Genomic DNA, 15,472 nt, shown 5'->3' with positions numbered 1-15,472 from the left:
ATCGCCGGGGAAGCGCTGCGCTGCGTCCGGGGCACGAGAGCGGGTTTACGCGCTTTCTCTTTTCGCCAGCCCGAACGCCTCCGCCAGCAACGAATACGACTTCTTTCGGGCCTCGTGGTCATACACCGCCGTGATCACCATCAGCTCGTCCGGTTTGCTCGCGTAGATCAAGGGCTGCAGCTTCTTCTGCACCGTCGCGGGGCTGCCGACGAACAGGCGCGACCGGTTGCGCAGAATCGAGGTGCGCTCGGCATCCGTATACGGATAGGCCATGGCCTCCTCGACGCTCGGCAGCGGCAGATATTGACCACGGTCGCGGCGAAGGCGGTTGAGGTCGAAGGACGAGGCGAGCCTTTCGGCCTCCTCGTCGGTATCGGCCGCAATGACGGCAACCGCGAGAATGGCGTGCGGGCTCGCGCGCCACGCCGAGGGCTGAAATCGATTGCGGTAATGCACCATCGCATCGATCGCGTCGTGGGATGCGAAATGATGGGCGAAGGCGAAGCCCATGCCGACCTGGGCGGCCAATTCCGAGGAATAATCGCTGGAGCCAAGCAGCCAGATCGGCGGTAGCCTGGTGTCGTCGGGCATGGCGACGACGTTGTTGTATGGGTGCCCTGCGGGGAATTCGCGCGTCTCCCACAGGATCAATTCGTGCAGGCGCTCCAGGAAATCGTCGCCCTCGCGACGGTCGAGCCGGCTTCTGAGCGCGTAGGCCGTGGCGCCGTCGGTGCCCGGCGCGCGGCCGAGACCGAGATCGATCCGGCCGGGAAACAGCGCCTCCAGCATCTTGAAGCGCTCGGCGACGACGAGCGGCGCGTGGTTGGGCAGCATCACGCCGCCGGAGCCGACGCGGAGATGCTTCGTCACCGCCGCGATCTGCCCGATCATGACATCGGGCGCCGGGCTCGCGACAGAGGCGAGGTTGTGATGCTCGGCGAGCCAGTAGCGGACATAGCCGAGGCCATCCACGTGACGCGCCAGATCGATGCTGTTGCGTAGCGCCGCGGCGGGCTTGGTGCCTGTTGTGACGACGGAGAGGTCGAGGACGGAGAGCGGGATCATGGCGGCTTAACCTAATGGAGGCCGTCGCGGCGGCAATGGGCAGGCTGCGCAGGCCTGACGTGTACGGACGGGCGGGCCCGTCAGCGGCTCAGGTTGGGCCAATTGCTGCTCGTTTGTAGACGGTTTTATCCTGCCCACCACGAAATCAGGCCCGCGAAACGAAGCCAAAGAACAATAATTCTTTTAAAATCAGTATATTATGCCGGCCGCCCTCTTTCCCACCAGACGCGCGATTCAAACGAAGAAACTGCACATTGGCGCCTAAATGGGCAACTTCCCATCAATGATGGGCTGTCGACCCGGGGGCCTTTGCCGTATTTTAGGTCTCCGAAGCTAGATCCGATCGCCGGCCTACATTGGAGTGAGTGGCGCCATGACTGACCTGACGACGCCTGCGACAGCCGACCGGCAAGATGGGCACCTGAAACGGCCTGCGATCTCCTTCGAGTTCTTTCCGCCCAAGACGGAAGAGATGGAGCGCAATCTCTGGGAGACGATCAACCGGCTCGCCCCACTCGAGCCGAAATTCGTCTCGGTGACCTATGGCGCCGGCGGCTCGACCCGCGAGCGCACGCATTCGACCATCGCGCGCATCCTGCAAGAGACCGCACTGCTGCCGGCGGCGCATCTGACCTGCGTCGGCGCTTCGCGCAGCGAGATCGACGAGATCGTCGACCGCTATCACGAGGTCGGCGTCCGCCACATCGTGGCCTTGCGCGGCGATCCCGTCGGCGGCATCGGCACGCCCTATTCGAGCCATCCCGAGGGTTATCAGAGCTCGGCCGGGCTCGTCGCCGGGATCAAGAAGCGGCACGGCGATATCGAGGTCTCGGTCTCGGCCTATCCCGAGAAGCACCCTGAATCGCGCGACTTCGATGCCGATATCGACACGCTCAAGGCCAAGGTCGATGCGGGTGCGACGCGCGCGATCACCCAGGTGTTCTTCGACAACGACCTCTACTTCCGCTATCTCGACCGCGTGCGTGCGCGCGGCATCGATATCCCGATCGTGCCCGGCATCATGCCCATGCACAATTTCAAGCAGGCGCGCAATTTCGTCACCCGGAACGGCACCTCCGTGCCCGACTGGCTCGCCGCGAAATTCGAGGGCCTCGATGACGATGCCGAAACGCGCAAGCTGGTGGCGGCGACCGTCGCCGCCGGCCAGGTGCAGAAGCTCGCCAAGCACGGCGTCGACACCTTCCATTTCTACACCATGAACCGCGCCGATCTCGTGTTCGCGATCAGCCATTTGCTCGGCATTCGCGCCAAGAGCGCGCAGAAGGCGGCATAAGAGAAAATGACCGTGACCGTCTCTCCGAAGCGAACTGCTCTCCTTGCCGCCGCGCGCGAGCGCATCCTCGTGCTCGACGGCGCCATGGGCACGATGATCCAGAACCTGCAGCTCGACGAGAAAGCCTTCCGCGGCGAACGCTTCAAGAACTTCCATCGCGACCTGCGCGGCAACAACGACCTGTTGATCCTGACGCAGCCGCAGGCGATCGAGGACATCCACGCGGCCTACTTGCGCGCCGGCGCCGACATCGTCGCGACCAACACCTTCTCGACGACCTCGATCGCGCAGGCCGATTACGACCTCACCGACATCGTCTACGAGATGGCGCGCGAGGGCGCCCGCCTAGCCGGCAATGCCGCCCGCCGCGTCGCGGCCGAGGACGGCAAGCCGCGCTTCGTCGCCGGTGCCATCGGACCGACCAACCGCACGGCCTCGATCTCGCCCGATGTTTCCAATCCCGGCTATCGCGCCGTCACCTTCGACGATCTGCGCAAGTCCTATGGCGAGCAGATCCGCGGCCTGATCGACGGCGGCGTCGATCTCTTGCTGGTCGAGACCATCTTCGACACGCTCAACGCCAAGGCGGCGCTCTATGCGATCGCGGAGATCACCGAAGAGCGCGGCATCGACATGCCCGTGATGGTGTCAGGCACCATTACCGACAAGTCCGGCCGCCTGCTGTCGGGGCAGATGCCGGAAGCGTTCTGGAATTCGGTGCGGCATGCAAAGCCTGTGACCATCGGCTTCAACTGTGCGCTCGGCGCCGAAGATCTGCGCGCGCATATCGCCGACATCGGCCGCGTCGCCGACACGCTCGTGTGCGCCTATCCCAATGCAGGCCTGCCGAACGAGTTCGGCCAGTATGACGAAACGCCCGACTACATGGCGCGCCTCGTCGGCGAGTTCGCACGCGACGGCCTCGTCAACATCGTCGGTGGCTGCTGCGGCACGACGCCGGACCATATCGCCGCGATCGCGGCCGCCGTCGCCCCGCACAAGCCGCGCATCGTGCCCGAGATCGCACCGCGCCTGCGGCTCTCCGGCCTCGAGCCTTTCGTGCTGACGGACGCGATCCCCTTCGTCAATGTCGGCGAGCGCACCAACGTCACCGGCTCGGCCCGCTTCCGCAAGCTGATCACCGCCGGCGATTACACCGCCGCGCTCCAGGTCGCGCGCGACCAGGTCGAAAACGGCGCGCAAATTATCGACGTCAACATGGACGAGGGCCTGCTCGATTCAGAAGCGGCGATGGTGACGTTCCTCAACCTCGTCGCCGCCGAGCCCGACATCGCCCGCGTGCCCGTGATGGTGGACTCCTCGAAATTCTCGGTGATCGAGGCCGGCCTGAAATGCGTGCAGGGCAAGCCGGTCGTGAACTCGATCTCGATGAAGGAAGGCGAGGAGAAGTTCATTCACGAGGCGAAGATCGCCCGCCGTCATGGCGCGGCCGTCGTCGTCATGGCGTTCGACGAGGTCGGCCAGGCCGATACGTTCGCGCGCAAGACCGAGATCTGCAAGCGCGCCTACGACATCCTGGTGAACAAGGTCGGCTTCCCGCCCGAGGACATCATCTTCGATCCGAACATCTTCGCGATCGCGACCGGCATCGAGGAGCACAACAATTACGGCGTCGACTTCATTGAGGCGACGCGCTGGATCCGCCAGAACCTGCCGGGCGCGCATGTCTCGGGCGGCGTCTCCAATCTGTCGTTCTCGTTCCGCGGCAACGAGCCGGTGCGCGAAGCCATGCACTCGGTGTTCCTGTATCACGCCATCAAGGCCGGCATGGACATGGGCATCGTCAATGCCGGTCAGATGATCGTCTATGACGACATCGATCCGGAGCTGCGCCAGACCTGCGAGGACGTCGTCCTCAATCGCGACCCCGGCGCGAGCGAACGCCTGCTGGCGCTCGCCGATAAATTCCGCGGCAAGAAGACGGAAAGCAAGGAAGCCGATCTCGCCTGGCGCGAATGGCCGGTGGAGAAGCGGCTGTCGCATTCGCTGGTGCATGGCAACACCGAGTTCATCGAGCAGGACACCGAGGAAGCCCGCAAGAAGTCCTCGCGGCCACTCGATGTCATCGAAGGCCCGCTGATGGCCGGCATGAACGTGGTCGGCGACCTCTTCGGCGACGGCAAGATGTTCCTGCCGCAGGTGGTGAAGTCCGCGCGTGTCATGAAGCAGGCCGTTGCCTACCTCATGCCGTTCATGGAGGAGGAGAAGGCGCGCAACCTTGCGAGCGGCATCGGCACCGAGGGCTCCTCGTCCGCCGGCAAGATCGTGCTCGCGACGGTGAAGGGCGACGTCCACGACATCGGCAAGAACATCGTCGGCATCGTGCTCCAGTGCAACAATTTCGAGGTCATCGACCTCGGCGTGATGGTGCCGGCGGCGAAGATCGTCGAGACCGTGAAGGCGGAGAAGGCCGATATCGTCGGGCTCTCCGGCCTGATCACGCCCTCGCTCGACGAGATGGCGTTCTTCGCCGGCGAATTGCAGCGTGAAGGCTTGAGGCTGCCGCTCTTGATCGGCGGCGCCACCACCAGCCGCGTGCATACCGCCGTGAAAATCGACCCGAGCTATCGCGCCGGCCCCGTCGTTCACGTCAACGACGCCAGCCGCGCCGTCGGCGTCGCTTCCGCGCTGCTCTCGCCGGAGAAGCGCGAGGCCTATGCCGCCGAGGTGCGCGCCGAATACGCAAAGATCTCGGAGGCGCATCTGCGCGCGCAGGCCGACAAGAAGCGGCTGAAGCTCGCTGATGCCCGCGCCAACCGCGTGCCGGTCGACTTTGCCGCGAACAAGCCGGTGAAGCCGACCTTCTTGGGCACCAAAAGCTTCGACGCATACGACCTCGCCGAGCTCGTGCCCTATATCGACTGGACGCCGTTCTTCCAGACCTGGGAGCTCGCGGGACGTTTCCCCGCCATCCTCGACGACGCCAAGGTCGGCGAGGTCGCGCGCTCGCTCTATGACGATGCGCGCAAGATGCTCGACACCATCGTCAAGGAAAAGTGGTTCCGGGCGCGCGCGACGATCGGCTTCTGGCCGGCGAATGCGCAAGGCGATGACATCGTGCTCTATGCCGACGAAAGCCGGACCAAGAGCATCGCGACGCTGCACACGCTGCGCCAGCAGTTGGAGAAGCGCGAGGGCCGCTTCAACGCGGCGCTGTCCGACTTCATCGCCCCGGCCGGCGTGCCCGATTACATCGGCGGCTTCGTCGTCACCGCTGGGATCGGCGAGGACGCCGTTGCCGACCGCTTCAAGATGGCCAACGACGACTACTCCTCGATCCTGTGCAAGGCGCTGGCCGACCGCCTCGCCGAGGCCTTTGCCGAACGCATGCATGCCCGCGTGCGCCGCGAGTTCTGGGCCTATGCACCTGACGAGGCGCTCTCCAACGATGAGCTGATCCTGGAGAAATACCAGGGCATCCGCCCCGCGCCCGGCTATCCCGCGCAGCCCGATCACACCGAGAAGGCGATACTGTTCGAGCTGCTCGATGCGGAGGCGACCGCCGGCGTGAAGCTGACCGAGAGCTTTGCGATGTGGCCGGGCAGTAGCGTGTCGGGGCTCTATTTTGCGAGCCCCGAGAGCTACTATTTCGGCGTCGGCAAGATCGAGCGCGACCAGGTCGAGGACTACGCGGCGCGCAAGGGCATGACGGTAGCGGAAGCCGAGCGCTGGCTCGCGCCGGTGCTGAACTACATCCCGTCGCAGGACAAGGCCTTCGCCGCCACGCCGGCGAACGACGAGATGCCGAAAGATCTCGCCTCGCATCCGCCGGGCTGCACCTGCGCGGTGCACCTCGTCTGGCAGAAAAAGCGCGCCGGCGCGGGGTAAGCGGGGCGTCCAAAACAAAGTAGAGAAAACAACCCCATGCACAGTAGCGATGGGGTTGAAAAGGCTTGAGGATTTTCGGCCTTGCCGAAATCCCGTTGCGGCGTCGGGCAAAACAGGGGTATTATGGCATCATCGGGCTGCTGTAGCGGTCCGACACTCTCGCCAGCGCCAGCGCCGTCATTCCGGGGCGCGCCACTTGGCGCGAGCCCGGAATCCATTGCTCCACATCATCCGCTGCACGATGGATTCCGGGTTCGCGCTTCGCGCGCCCCGGAATGACAGAGCGCACCTCATCCCTTCGGCGGGGACAGCGGCTGCACGATCTCCTGGAACGGGGCCAGTGCCTCGCAACGCGCGCTATGCGCCGCGAGCGCCGGATAGCGCGACGCATCGAACAGCTGTGGATGCGCTTCGCGGGTAAAGCGGACGACGCAGGCCACCGCGATGTCGGCGTGGCCGATGCGCGTCCCCAGCCAGTACGGCGTCGTCACCCTGGCGCGCTCGGCCTCGAGCACCTCCAGCACGTCCGCGATCTGTGCCTGGCAGCGCTCGACCCACAGCGCGAGCTGCTCCTTCCGCAGCACGCGCTCGTAGAGCAGGCTGACCGCCTTGTCGCCGAGGCCGGAGGCGAGCGCGCAGATGCGCAAATGCCTGCGCCGCTCGGTGCCGCCGCGCGGCAGCATGGCCTTCTCGGGCCCGACGAGGTCGTCGAGATAATCCAGGATGATCATGCTCTCGATCAGCGCCTCGTCGTCGTCGAGCACCAGCGTCGGCACGCGGCGCAACGGATTGTAGGGCGCGATCTTGTCGGCATCGCCGAAGGTCGACCATGGCTTGTGCTCGAAGGCGAGCCCGTAGAGCCGGAGCGCAATCGCGACGCGGCGGACGAAGGGGGAATCATATTGGCCGATCAGGAACATGGTTCTCGCTCTTCTCAATCATTGAACAACGGCCGATCAGTCTCCACGACGGGCTCGGCGCGACGCAACAAAAATCTCGGAAAGGGAGCATTGCGCCGGCTGCAACGAGGTCCGCGGGCGGCCTTGCGCTCAAAGGCCGTCCTGGATCGAGCGCTTGATCGCGGCGATGGCCGTCTCGTTGCGCTTGTACATCGTCCATTGCTTGATGCGCTTGGCGCGCACCAGCTTGGCTGCCGTCAGCACCCGCATGTGCTCGCTCAATGTCGGCGCGCTGACCCCGAGCTTTTCGGCGATCAGCAATCCGCAGACGCCGTCCTCGACCAGGTCGCCATCTTCCTGCTCGCGAAAATGCCGCCGCGGATCCCGCAGCCATTCCAGGATCTGCAGGCGGCGTTCGTTGGCGAGCGCGCGCAAGGCGACGGCAAATTTCATTTAGCCATTTTGCTAATTACCTAATTGATGTCAACGCTCCCTTGGGCTATCCTGGACGGTATCATGACAGCGACAATGGACATCAATCGGGAGCGGATTGCGGCGACCGAGCCGGTCATCCGTCCGCATATCAGGCGCACGCCGCTTGTTCAGGCCGATCTCGCCGATTTCGGCCTGCCGGCAGCGCCCGTCACCTTCAAGCTCGAGATGCTGCAGCATTCCGGATCGTTCAAGGCGCGCGGCGCCTTCGCCAATCTGTTGCTGCGGCAGGTGCCGCAGGCCGGTGTCGTCGCCGCATCCGGCGGCAATCACGGCGCGGCCGTCGCCTATGCGGCGCAGCGGCTCGGCATTGCCGCCACGATCTTCGTGCCCGACATCACCTCGCCGGCCAAGGCCGAGCGGATCAGGACTTACGGCGCAAAGCTCGTGATCGCAGGCAGCCGCTACGCCGATGCGCTCGCCGCGAGCGAGGCGCATGTCGCGCAGACCGGCGCGCTGGCCGTCCATGCCTACGATCAGGCCGAAACCCTGCTCGGCCAGGGCAGCGTCGGACTGGAATTGGAGCAGGATGCGCCCGGCATCGACACGCTGCTGGTGGCGGTCGGCGGCGGCGGACTGATCGGCGGCATTGCGGCGTGGTACGCCGGCAGGACACGCATCGTCGCGGTCGAGCCGGAGCAATCGCCAACCCTGCACGCCGCGTTCGAGGCGGGCGCACCGGTCGATGCGCCGGCCGGCGGCATCGCCGCCGACAGCCTTGCGCCGCGGCGCGTCGGCGAGCTGATGTTTCCGATCGCGCGCTCCCATGTCGAGCGGGTCGTCCTGGTCAGCGACGATGCAATCCGGCAGGCCCAGGCCGCGCTGTGGTCGCACTTGCGCCTCGTAGCCGAGCCTGGCGGCGCCGCCGCCTTTGCCGCGGTGCTCTCCGGCCGCTATCGTCCCTCACCCGCCGAGCGCGTCGCGATTCTGGTCTGCGGTGCCAACACCAATGCGGTGAATTTCGATAGCTGAGCGGGAATGACATGACGGCACCGCGCGGACTGATCCTGATAGCGATCCTGCTGCCGATGATCGGCGCCGCCCACGCCCAGGACCGCCCGATCGACGACCGCCCGATCGGTTTCTTGACGCCGTCGAAGAACATCGCCTGCCAGTTCTTCACCGACAACGGTCAAGGCGTGCTCCGCTGCGACATCATGAACATGGACGCGCGCCCGCGCCGGCCCGCCGATTGCGAGCTCGACTGGGGCCACGCCTTCGAGATGAGCGCGAAGGGCGCCGCAAGCCGCATCTGCGCCGGCGACACCGTGATGGATCCCTCGCTGCCGGTGCTGGCTTATGGCGAGATCTGGCAGCGCGGCGGATTTACGTGCCGGTCGGAGCAGACGGGGCCGACATGCTTCAATGCGATGCAGCGGGGGTTTTCGCTGGCTCGGGGGAAGCAGGAGGTGTTTTGAGATCGTAGGCCCATTGCATGCGGAAAAGCAGGTCCCGGACTTTGCTGTGCGCCATCCAGTACGGCGCCGCCGCCCTTTGATGTGCTAATCAGAACATTGACGTCAGCGCAGCACTTCGTCATTGCGAGCGCAGCGAAGCAATCCAGAAACTCTTCGTGCAGACATTCTGGATTGCTTCGTCGCAAGGGCTCCTCGCAATGACGGTGAGGAGGCAGCCGCACACTACTCAATGATCGGCACATGCGGCGCCGCATCGCGCGGCGACCTCCCGTCGAGGCGCGGGTCGTCGTCGATCTCGATCTGGCGGCGAAAGGGGCGGAAGCCGAAGCGCTGATAGAATGCCACCGCCCCGGGATGATCGAAAGTGCAAGTGTGCAGCCAGAGGCGGCGGAGGTCGCGTGACCATGCGATCTCCAGCGCACGATTCATCAGGAAGCGGGCGGCACCCGTTCCGATCAGGCCGGCGGTGACGCCGAAATAGACCACCTCGCACTGCCCGGGTTCGCGGAAATCCAGTTCCAGAAAGCCTTCCTCGCGCCCGTCCTCGACGAGGGCATAGACCTCGACGCCAGGCGCGTGGATGATTGCGGCGAGCTCGGTGTCGGTCAGATGGGGCCGCGCCAGCCAGAGCCAGTTCTCGCCGACGCGGCGGTAGAGATCGCGGTACCAGGTGAGCGCGGGCGAATCGACCTTGCGCAGGGACCAGTTTCCCGGCGGATCGTCGCGGCGCGCGGGCGGCGTGGTTATCTCCAAATGGGTGACGACGGCGGCGATCTTGCCGTTCGGCACGTCGGAATAGCCGTCGGGGACGATCATGCTTGGTTGCTTCTTTCGTTATGGGCGAGCGGGCGGCGCCGTTTGAGCCACCACAGCAGCGCCACACTCCGTCATTGCGAGCGCAGCGAAGCAATCCAGGATCTTTCCGCAGAGGCAGTCTGGATTGCTTCGTCGCAAGAGCTCCTCGCAATGACGACGTGGAGGCAGTTGAGCGCGTCTCGCGGCATCGAGCTGCGAGGCCGTGCCTACGCCTACCCTTCCCCCTCGTCGCTCGCCAGCACGCCCTTCACCGCGCGTGCCCAGCCGGCGAGCTTCCGCTCGCGCGTCGCTTCGCTCATGTTCGGCTTGAAGCGGTGCTCGAGGCGCCAGTTATCGGCGAATTTTGTCGGCTCGGGATAGACGCCCGCATTGAGACCGGCGAGATAGGCGGCGCCCAGCGCCGTGGTTTCCTGGATCACGGGGCGGTCGACCGGCGCGTTGAGGAGATCGGCGAGGCGCTGCATGGTCCAGTCGGATGCGGTCATGCCGCCATCGACGCGGAGCACGACGCTGGCCGTCTCTGAACTCGGCCAGTCCGCGCGCATCGCGGCCCAGAGGTCAAAGGTCTGGTAACAAACACTCTCCAGCGCGGCATGGGCGAGCTCGGCCGGACCGGTGTTGCGGGTGAGGCCGAACAGCGCGCCGCGCACGCGCGGATTCCAGTAGGGCGCGCCCATGCCGACGAAGGCCGGCACGAGATAGACGCTCTGCATGGAGTCCGATTGATCGGCAAGAGGTCCGGTCTCGGCGGCGTGCTTGATGATGCCGAGGCCGTCGCGCAGCCATTGCACGGCGGAGCCCGCGACGAAGATCGAGCCTTCGAGCGCGTAGGTGCGCTTGCCGTCGAGCTGGTAGGCAACGGTGGTGAGCAGCTTGTTCTTCGACACGACGGGAGTCGTGCCGGTGTTGAGCAGGGCAAAACAGCCGGTGCCGTAGGTGGATTTCATCATGCCCGGGCGGAAGCAGGCCTGGCCGATGGTGGCGGCCTGCTGGTCGCCGGCGATGCCTGATATCGCGATGGCGCCGCCGAACAGATCGGGCGTGCTCTCGCCGAAGCGGGCGGAGGAATCCTTCACCTCGGGCAGCATCGAACGCGGCACGCCGATGATCTCCAGGAGCTCGTCGTCCCACTGGCCGGTGTGGATGTTGAACAGCAGCGTGCGCGAGGCGTTGGTGGCGTCGGTGGCGTGCACCTTGCCGCCGGTGAGGCGCCAGAGCAGATAGCAATCGATGGTGCCGAACATCAGCTCGCCGCGCGCGGCGCGGGCGCGGGCGCCGGGAACGTGGTCGAGTATCCAGGCGACCTTGGTGCCGGAGAAATAGGGATCGATGATCAGGCCGGTCTTCTCAGAGATCACGCCCTCGCGGCCGTCGGCTTTCAGTTTCGCGCAGATGTCGGCGGTGCGCCGGTCCTGCCAGACGATGGCGCGGTGCACGGCCTGGCCGGTGGCGCGGTCCCACACCACGGTGGTCTCGCGCTGGTTGGTGATGCCGATCGCGGCGATGTCCTTTGCGGTGATGCCGGCGTGCTCGATCGCCTCGCGGCAGACCATCACGGTCGAGGTCCAGATGTCCTCGGGCTCGTGCTCGACCCAGCCCGAGGCCGGAAAATGCTGCGGGAATTCGGCCTGCGCCTTGGCGGCGATGGAAATATCGCCGCGAAACACGATCGCGCGCGAAGAAGTGGTGCCCTGGTCGATGGCGAGGACGAAAGACATGGCGGCTTACCTTGATGTGTTCTTGGCGTTTCCCGGAGGGTCGTTGTGTTGGGCCAAAGGGAGCGGATTGGAGGCAGAAGGTCAAGATTGGATAACGGAGGTGCACGCTTGCTTACCCTCCCCTGGAGGGGGAGGGTCGCTCGCGCGCAGCGCGAGCGGGGTGGGGTGAAGCCACAAAGGCGGTCTCACATTTGTTCCGCCGAAGGCTTTTCCGTTCATTCAGGAGCACTGCGCTCGCGGATGGTCTGTCACCCCACCCCGGTTCGCATTCCGCTTCGCTGCATGCGAACCGACCCTCCCCCTCCAGGGGAGGGTAAGAGAAGGGTCGCGCGAGCCGCTAGGTTCGGCGGTGCTTTAAGGGTGTCGTCTCTGCGTCGCTCGATCCGTACAGCTCGACATAGATGCGCTCCATCACCGCGGTCAGATCGGTCGTGATCTCCAAATTCCAGAACCGGATGACGCGGTAGCCTTCGTGTTCGAGCCAGCGTTGGCGGTCGAGATCGCGGGCGGCCACACCGTCTTCATTGTGGTGGCCGCCGTCGAGCTCAATGATCAGGCGCCTGGCAGGGCAGAAGAAGTCCACGATGTATGGACCGATCGGCGCTTGCCGGCGGAAATGCGAGCCATCCATCGGTAATTCTTTGAGGGCACGCCACAAGATGCGCTCATGTGGGGTTGTATTCGCCCTCAGCTTTTTCGCGGCGCTACGTCGGATTGATGTTGAGACCATTGCCTTGGCTTCACCCCACCCCTCCAGGGGAGGGTAAGCGACGCCCGTCACGCCGGCAACCAGAAGTCGCGTCCCGGCAGAGCCGACAAGGCTATGACCATCTCGACCAAAATGCTAAATGCCGTGTCGGGCCAATGGGGCGGCATGACTTTCACCTCCTTTCAGTTCGGCGTCTTCGTCGCGGCCGTGTTCGGCGCTTATTACCTGCCGCCGCTGCGCGGCTTCCAGGTGCAGCTGCTGGTGGCCGCGAGCGTGTTCTTCTACGGGTTCGGCCAGCCCGAGTTGCTGCCGCTGCTGCTGGTCGCGGTGCTCGGCACCCATGTCTGCCTGGTGCTGGCGTTCGAGAACCGGGCTGTGTGGATGCCGGCCGGCATCGTCTTCAACCTCGGCCTGCTGGCGTTCTTCAAATACAAGTTCCTGTTCGTCGATGGCGCCGCAAGCCATCTGACCGGGGTCGCGCCGCTCGACTTCCTGCTGCGGCTGCCGCTGCCGATCGGCATCTCGTTCTTCGTGTTTCACAACATCAGCCTGCTGGTCGACCTGACGCGCGAGAAACGCACCGCAAGCCTGCGCGAGGTCTTCCTCTACATCATCTTCTTCCCGCAGTTGGTGTCCGGGCCGATCACGCGCGCGGCCCAGTTCATGCCGCAGATCGTGCCCAAGCGGATCAGTGACGTCGCTTTCGTCGAGGCCACAAAATGGATTCTCGTCGGCTATTTCTTCAAGCTGTATGTGGCGAACAATCTCAACGAGATGACGTCCTACATGGACTTCCCGCTCCACGAGACGCTGCGCACGCAGGACCGCTGGCTGCTCGTGTTCCTCTATAGCTACCAGATCTACGCCGACTTCTTCGGCTATTCCGCGATCGCGCTCGGCCTCGGCCTCTTGTTCGGCTATCGGCTGCCGGTGAACTTCAACCTGCCCTACATCTCGACATCGTTCTCGGAGTTCTGGACGCGCTGGCACATCTCGCTGTCGAGCTGGCTCAGGACCTATCTCTACATTCCCCTCGGCGGCAACCGGCATGGGGGCTTGCGGACCTATCTCAACCTGATGATCGTGATGATGCTCGGCGGGCTCTGGCATGGCGCGAGCCTGAGCTACGCGCTGTGGGGCATGGCGCACGGGCTGCTGCTCGCCATCGAGCGGCCGTTCCTGAAACTTCTCGGCGACCGTCCTGCGTTGCGCGTCGTCCGGATGGGCGTCGTGTTCTTCTGCGTCACGATGCTCTGGATCTTCTTCAAGCTGCCGAATTTCGACCACGCGATCAGCTACCTCAAGGGCATGTTCATCGCGACGGACGCGCCCAATCCGCCGAAGCTGTTCTATAACCTCGCCCTGCTCTACGCGCTGCCGGTGATCATCCAGCATGCCGGCATCGGCGCGCTCGTCGACGGCCGGTTGCGACGATGGGAGCCGTATCTCTATGGTGCGCTGGCGGCGCTGGCCTATCTCGAAGCCGGGCCCGACAGCGCCTTCATCTACTTCCAGTTCTGACCATGCGGCAGCAAGCGACACTTTCGTGGATGATCAGGTGCGCCGGCGGCGCCGCGATGCTGCTGCTCGCCTGCGGCCTCGCCACCGCGCGCTTCGGCTCGGCCCTGCAGCAGCCGGCCGTCACCACCCGCGACGGCAGCCTCGTCACCCTCAACCGCTATGTCCGGGAGCCCACGCCTGACATCGTGCTGGTCGGCAGCTCGGTCGCGTGGCGCCTGAAGGAGGAATATTTCTCGTTGCCCCGCATCCGCAATTTGGCGCTGGCCGGCGGTTCGCCGGTGACGAGCCTGGAGATCATCGCGAGGCAGAAAAGCCTGCCGAAGATCGTCCTGATCGAGACCAATGTGCTCACGCGCCTGCCGGACGACGCGCTGATCGAAAAATTCTCCGGCGGCGCGGACAACGACGCGCGGTTCCTGCGCCCGGTGCGAACGGCGGTGGCCGCCTACGAGACCTGGAATCACACCCCGCCAAATCCCGCAGAGGCGCGCGCGGCGCGGGATCGCCTGCTCGGCGAGCCACCGAGCACTTTCGACAACAAGGTCTATCTCGACCGCGCCGTGCAACAGATGAACGACGAGGACCCCACGGTTGCGGCGCGGGTGAATGTGGCGCGCATCAAGGCGCTCATCGACGAGATCGAGCGGCGGGGATCGCGCGCCTTGCTGCTCGAGAATCCCTTCGCGGCGGAGATCGAGGAGTCCCGCATGGTCAGGATGAGCAAGGCGATCGTCCACACGGCCTTCCCGGATGGCGGGCGCTGGCTGCCGATCCATCCGCCGATCGGCGAGCTGCGCTGGGCCGACGGCGTGCATCTCGACGAGCGGTCCGCCCTGATCGTGGTGCGCGCCATCGAGGGCGCGCTGGCGGCGCGCGGGGCTACACCGCCGCGGTCGTGACGCCGCCATCGATGACGATGGTCTGGCCGGTCATGAAGCTCGAGGCGTCGGAGGCGAGGTAGGCGACGGCGCCGGCGATCTCGTCGGGCTCGCCGATGCGGCGCAGCGGCGTGGTGGCGGTGCGGCGCTTCAAATTGGCTTCGTCTTCCCAGAGCGCGCGGGCGAAGTCGGTCTTGACGAGGCCAGGCGCGATGCAGTTGACGCGGACGCCTTTCGGGCCCCATTCGCCGGCGAGCGAACGGCACAGCGCGAAGTCAGCGGCCTTGGAGATGCCGTAGGCGCCGATCACGGTGGAGCCGCGCAGGCCGCCGATCGAGGAGATGATGATCACCGAGCCCTTGCCGCGCTCGGCCATCTCAGGGATCGCGAGCGCGGCGAGCCAGATGTTGCTCTTGACGTTGCTTCCCATGATCTTGTCGAAGGCTTCGTCGGTGATGTCGAGCAGCGGGCCGTAATACGGGTTGACCGCGGCGTTGCAGACCAGGATGTCGATCTTGCCGTAATGCTTCGTGGCGCCTGCGATCAGCGCCTCGACCTCGGCCTTGCGCGCGATGTTGCAGGGGATGACGATGGCGTCACCGCCGGCCGCATTGATGCCGTCGGCGACCTCCTTGCAGGCCTCCGCCTTGCGCGAGGAGACCACGACCTTGGCCCCGAGCCTGGCGAGCAGCTCGGCGGAGGAGCGGCCGATGCCGCGGCTGGAGCCGGTGACCACGGCGACCTTGCCGGTGAGATCGAACGGGGTGTTTTTCATTTGGTGTTCTCGATGCTTCAACGGCTTCCGTCATTGCG

Annotated in this window: 13 protein-coding genes; 6 read left to right on the top strand and 7 right to left on the bottom strand. The window is 65.2% G+C overall.

The genetic code is table 11. The annotated features are described in order from the left end of the window. Positions 1-45: 45 nt before the first annotated feature. On the bottom strand, positions 46-1,065 hold the full coding sequence (locus ACNJYD_RS06070) for an LLM class flavin-dependent oxidoreductase (protein ID WP_260382030.1): 1,020 nt from the start codon (positions 1,063-1,065) through the stop codon (positions 46-48). 373 nt (positions 1,066-1,438) lie between these two features. Here ACNJYD_RS06070 and metF point away from each other — a divergent pair, with 373 nt between their 5' ends. Together metF and metH are read left to right on the top strand one after the other, a co-directional pair. Next, positions 1,439-2,359, top strand: coding sequence for a methylenetetrahydrofolate reductase [NAD(P)H] (gene metF, locus ACNJYD_RS06065; RefSeq protein ID WP_439365667.1), 921 nt, complete (start codon positions 1,439-1,441; stop codon positions 2,357-2,359). Between the two features lie 6 nt (positions 2,360-2,365). Next, positions 2,366-6,208, top strand: a complete 3,843-nt coding sequence (gene metH, locus ACNJYD_RS06060) for a methionine synthase (RefSeq protein ID WP_439365666.1) — start codon at positions 2,366-2,368, stop codon at positions 6,206-6,208. A 290-nt stretch (positions 6,209-6,498) separates the two neighbouring features. On the opposite strand, the gene ACNJYD_RS06055 is transcribed toward metH, so the two are convergent. Beyond that, positions 6,499-7,128: a glutathione S-transferase family protein gene (locus ACNJYD_RS06055; RefSeq protein ID WP_260382028.1), complete on the bottom strand. Its 630-nt coding sequence runs from the start codon at positions 7,126-7,128 to the stop codon at positions 6,499-6,501. A gap of 129 nt (positions 7,129-7,257) precedes the next feature. Then, complete coding sequence (locus tag ACNJYD_RS06050; RefSeq protein ID WP_057028173.1) at positions 7,258-7,560, bottom strand: ArsR/SmtB family transcription factor; 303 nt, start codon at positions 7,558-7,560, stop codon at positions 7,258-7,260. A 27-nt stretch (positions 7,561-7,587) separates the two neighbouring features. Here ACNJYD_RS06050 and ACNJYD_RS06045 point away from each other — a divergent pair, with 27 nt between their 5' ends. Then, positions 7,588-8,571, top strand: coding sequence for a threonine/serine dehydratase (locus ACNJYD_RS06045; protein ID WP_439365665.1), 984 nt, complete (start codon positions 7,588-7,590; stop codon positions 8,569-8,571). Between the two features lie 11 nt (positions 8,572-8,582). Then, complete coding sequence (locus ACNJYD_RS06040) at positions 8,583-9,017, top strand: DUF6636 domain-containing protein (RefSeq protein WP_439365664.1); 435 nt, start codon at positions 8,583-8,585, stop codon at positions 9,015-9,017. A gap of 222 nt (positions 9,018-9,239) precedes the next feature. Here ACNJYD_RS06040 and ACNJYD_RS06035 read toward each other — a convergent pair whose 3' ends face one another. The 3 genes from ACNJYD_RS06035 to ACNJYD_RS06025 form a co-directional block, all read right to left on the bottom strand. After that, positions 9,240-9,833 (bottom strand): GNAT family N-acetyltransferase, encoded by a 594-nt coding sequence (locus ACNJYD_RS06035; RefSeq protein ID WP_439365663.1) that lies wholly within the window; start codon positions 9,831-9,833, stop codon positions 9,240-9,242. A gap of 212 nt (positions 9,834-10,045) precedes the next feature. Further along, positions 10,046-11,551, bottom strand: coding sequence for a glycerol kinase GlpK (gene glpK, locus ACNJYD_RS06030; protein ID WP_439365662.1), 1,506 nt, complete (start codon positions 11,549-11,551; stop codon positions 10,046-10,048). A gap of 337 nt (positions 11,552-11,888) precedes the next feature. Continuing rightward, a complete protein-coding gene (locus ACNJYD_RS06025; RefSeq protein WP_439365661.1) occupies positions 11,889-12,209 on the bottom strand; it encodes an endonuclease domain-containing protein in 321 nt (106 codons plus the stop codon). A 165-nt stretch (positions 12,210-12,374) separates the two neighbouring features. Between ACNJYD_RS06025 and ACNJYD_RS06020 the strand changes: the two genes are divergently transcribed. Both ACNJYD_RS06020 and ACNJYD_RS06015 read left to right on the top strand, forming a co-directional pair. Then, on the top strand, positions 12,375-13,781 hold the full coding sequence (locus ACNJYD_RS06020; protein WP_439365660.1) for an MBOAT family O-acyltransferase: 1,407 nt from the start codon (positions 12,375-12,377) through the stop codon (positions 13,779-13,781). Positions 13,782-13,810: 29 nt separating this feature from the next. Beyond that, complete coding sequence (locus tag ACNJYD_RS06015) at positions 13,811-14,680, top strand: hypothetical protein (RefSeq protein WP_439365659.1); 870 nt, start codon at positions 13,811-13,813, stop codon at positions 14,678-14,680. On the opposite strand, the gene ACNJYD_RS06010 is transcribed toward ACNJYD_RS06015, so the two are convergent. Next, complete coding sequence (locus tag ACNJYD_RS06010; protein ID WP_260382021.1) at positions 14,661-15,434, bottom strand: SDR family NAD(P)-dependent oxidoreductase; 774 nt, start codon at positions 15,432-15,434, stop codon at positions 14,661-14,663. The two genes, ACNJYD_RS06015 and ACNJYD_RS06010, sit on opposite strands and share 20 nt — an antisense overlap. Between the last annotated feature and the right edge of the window lie 38 nt (positions 15,435-15,472).

This window comes from Bradyrhizobium sp. SPXBL-02, assembly GCF_051853065.1.
Lineage (GTDB): Bacteria > Pseudomonadota > Alphaproteobacteria > Rhizobiales > Xanthobacteraceae > Bradyrhizobium.
This window is presented reverse-complemented; position numbering and strand designations above follow the sequence as displayed.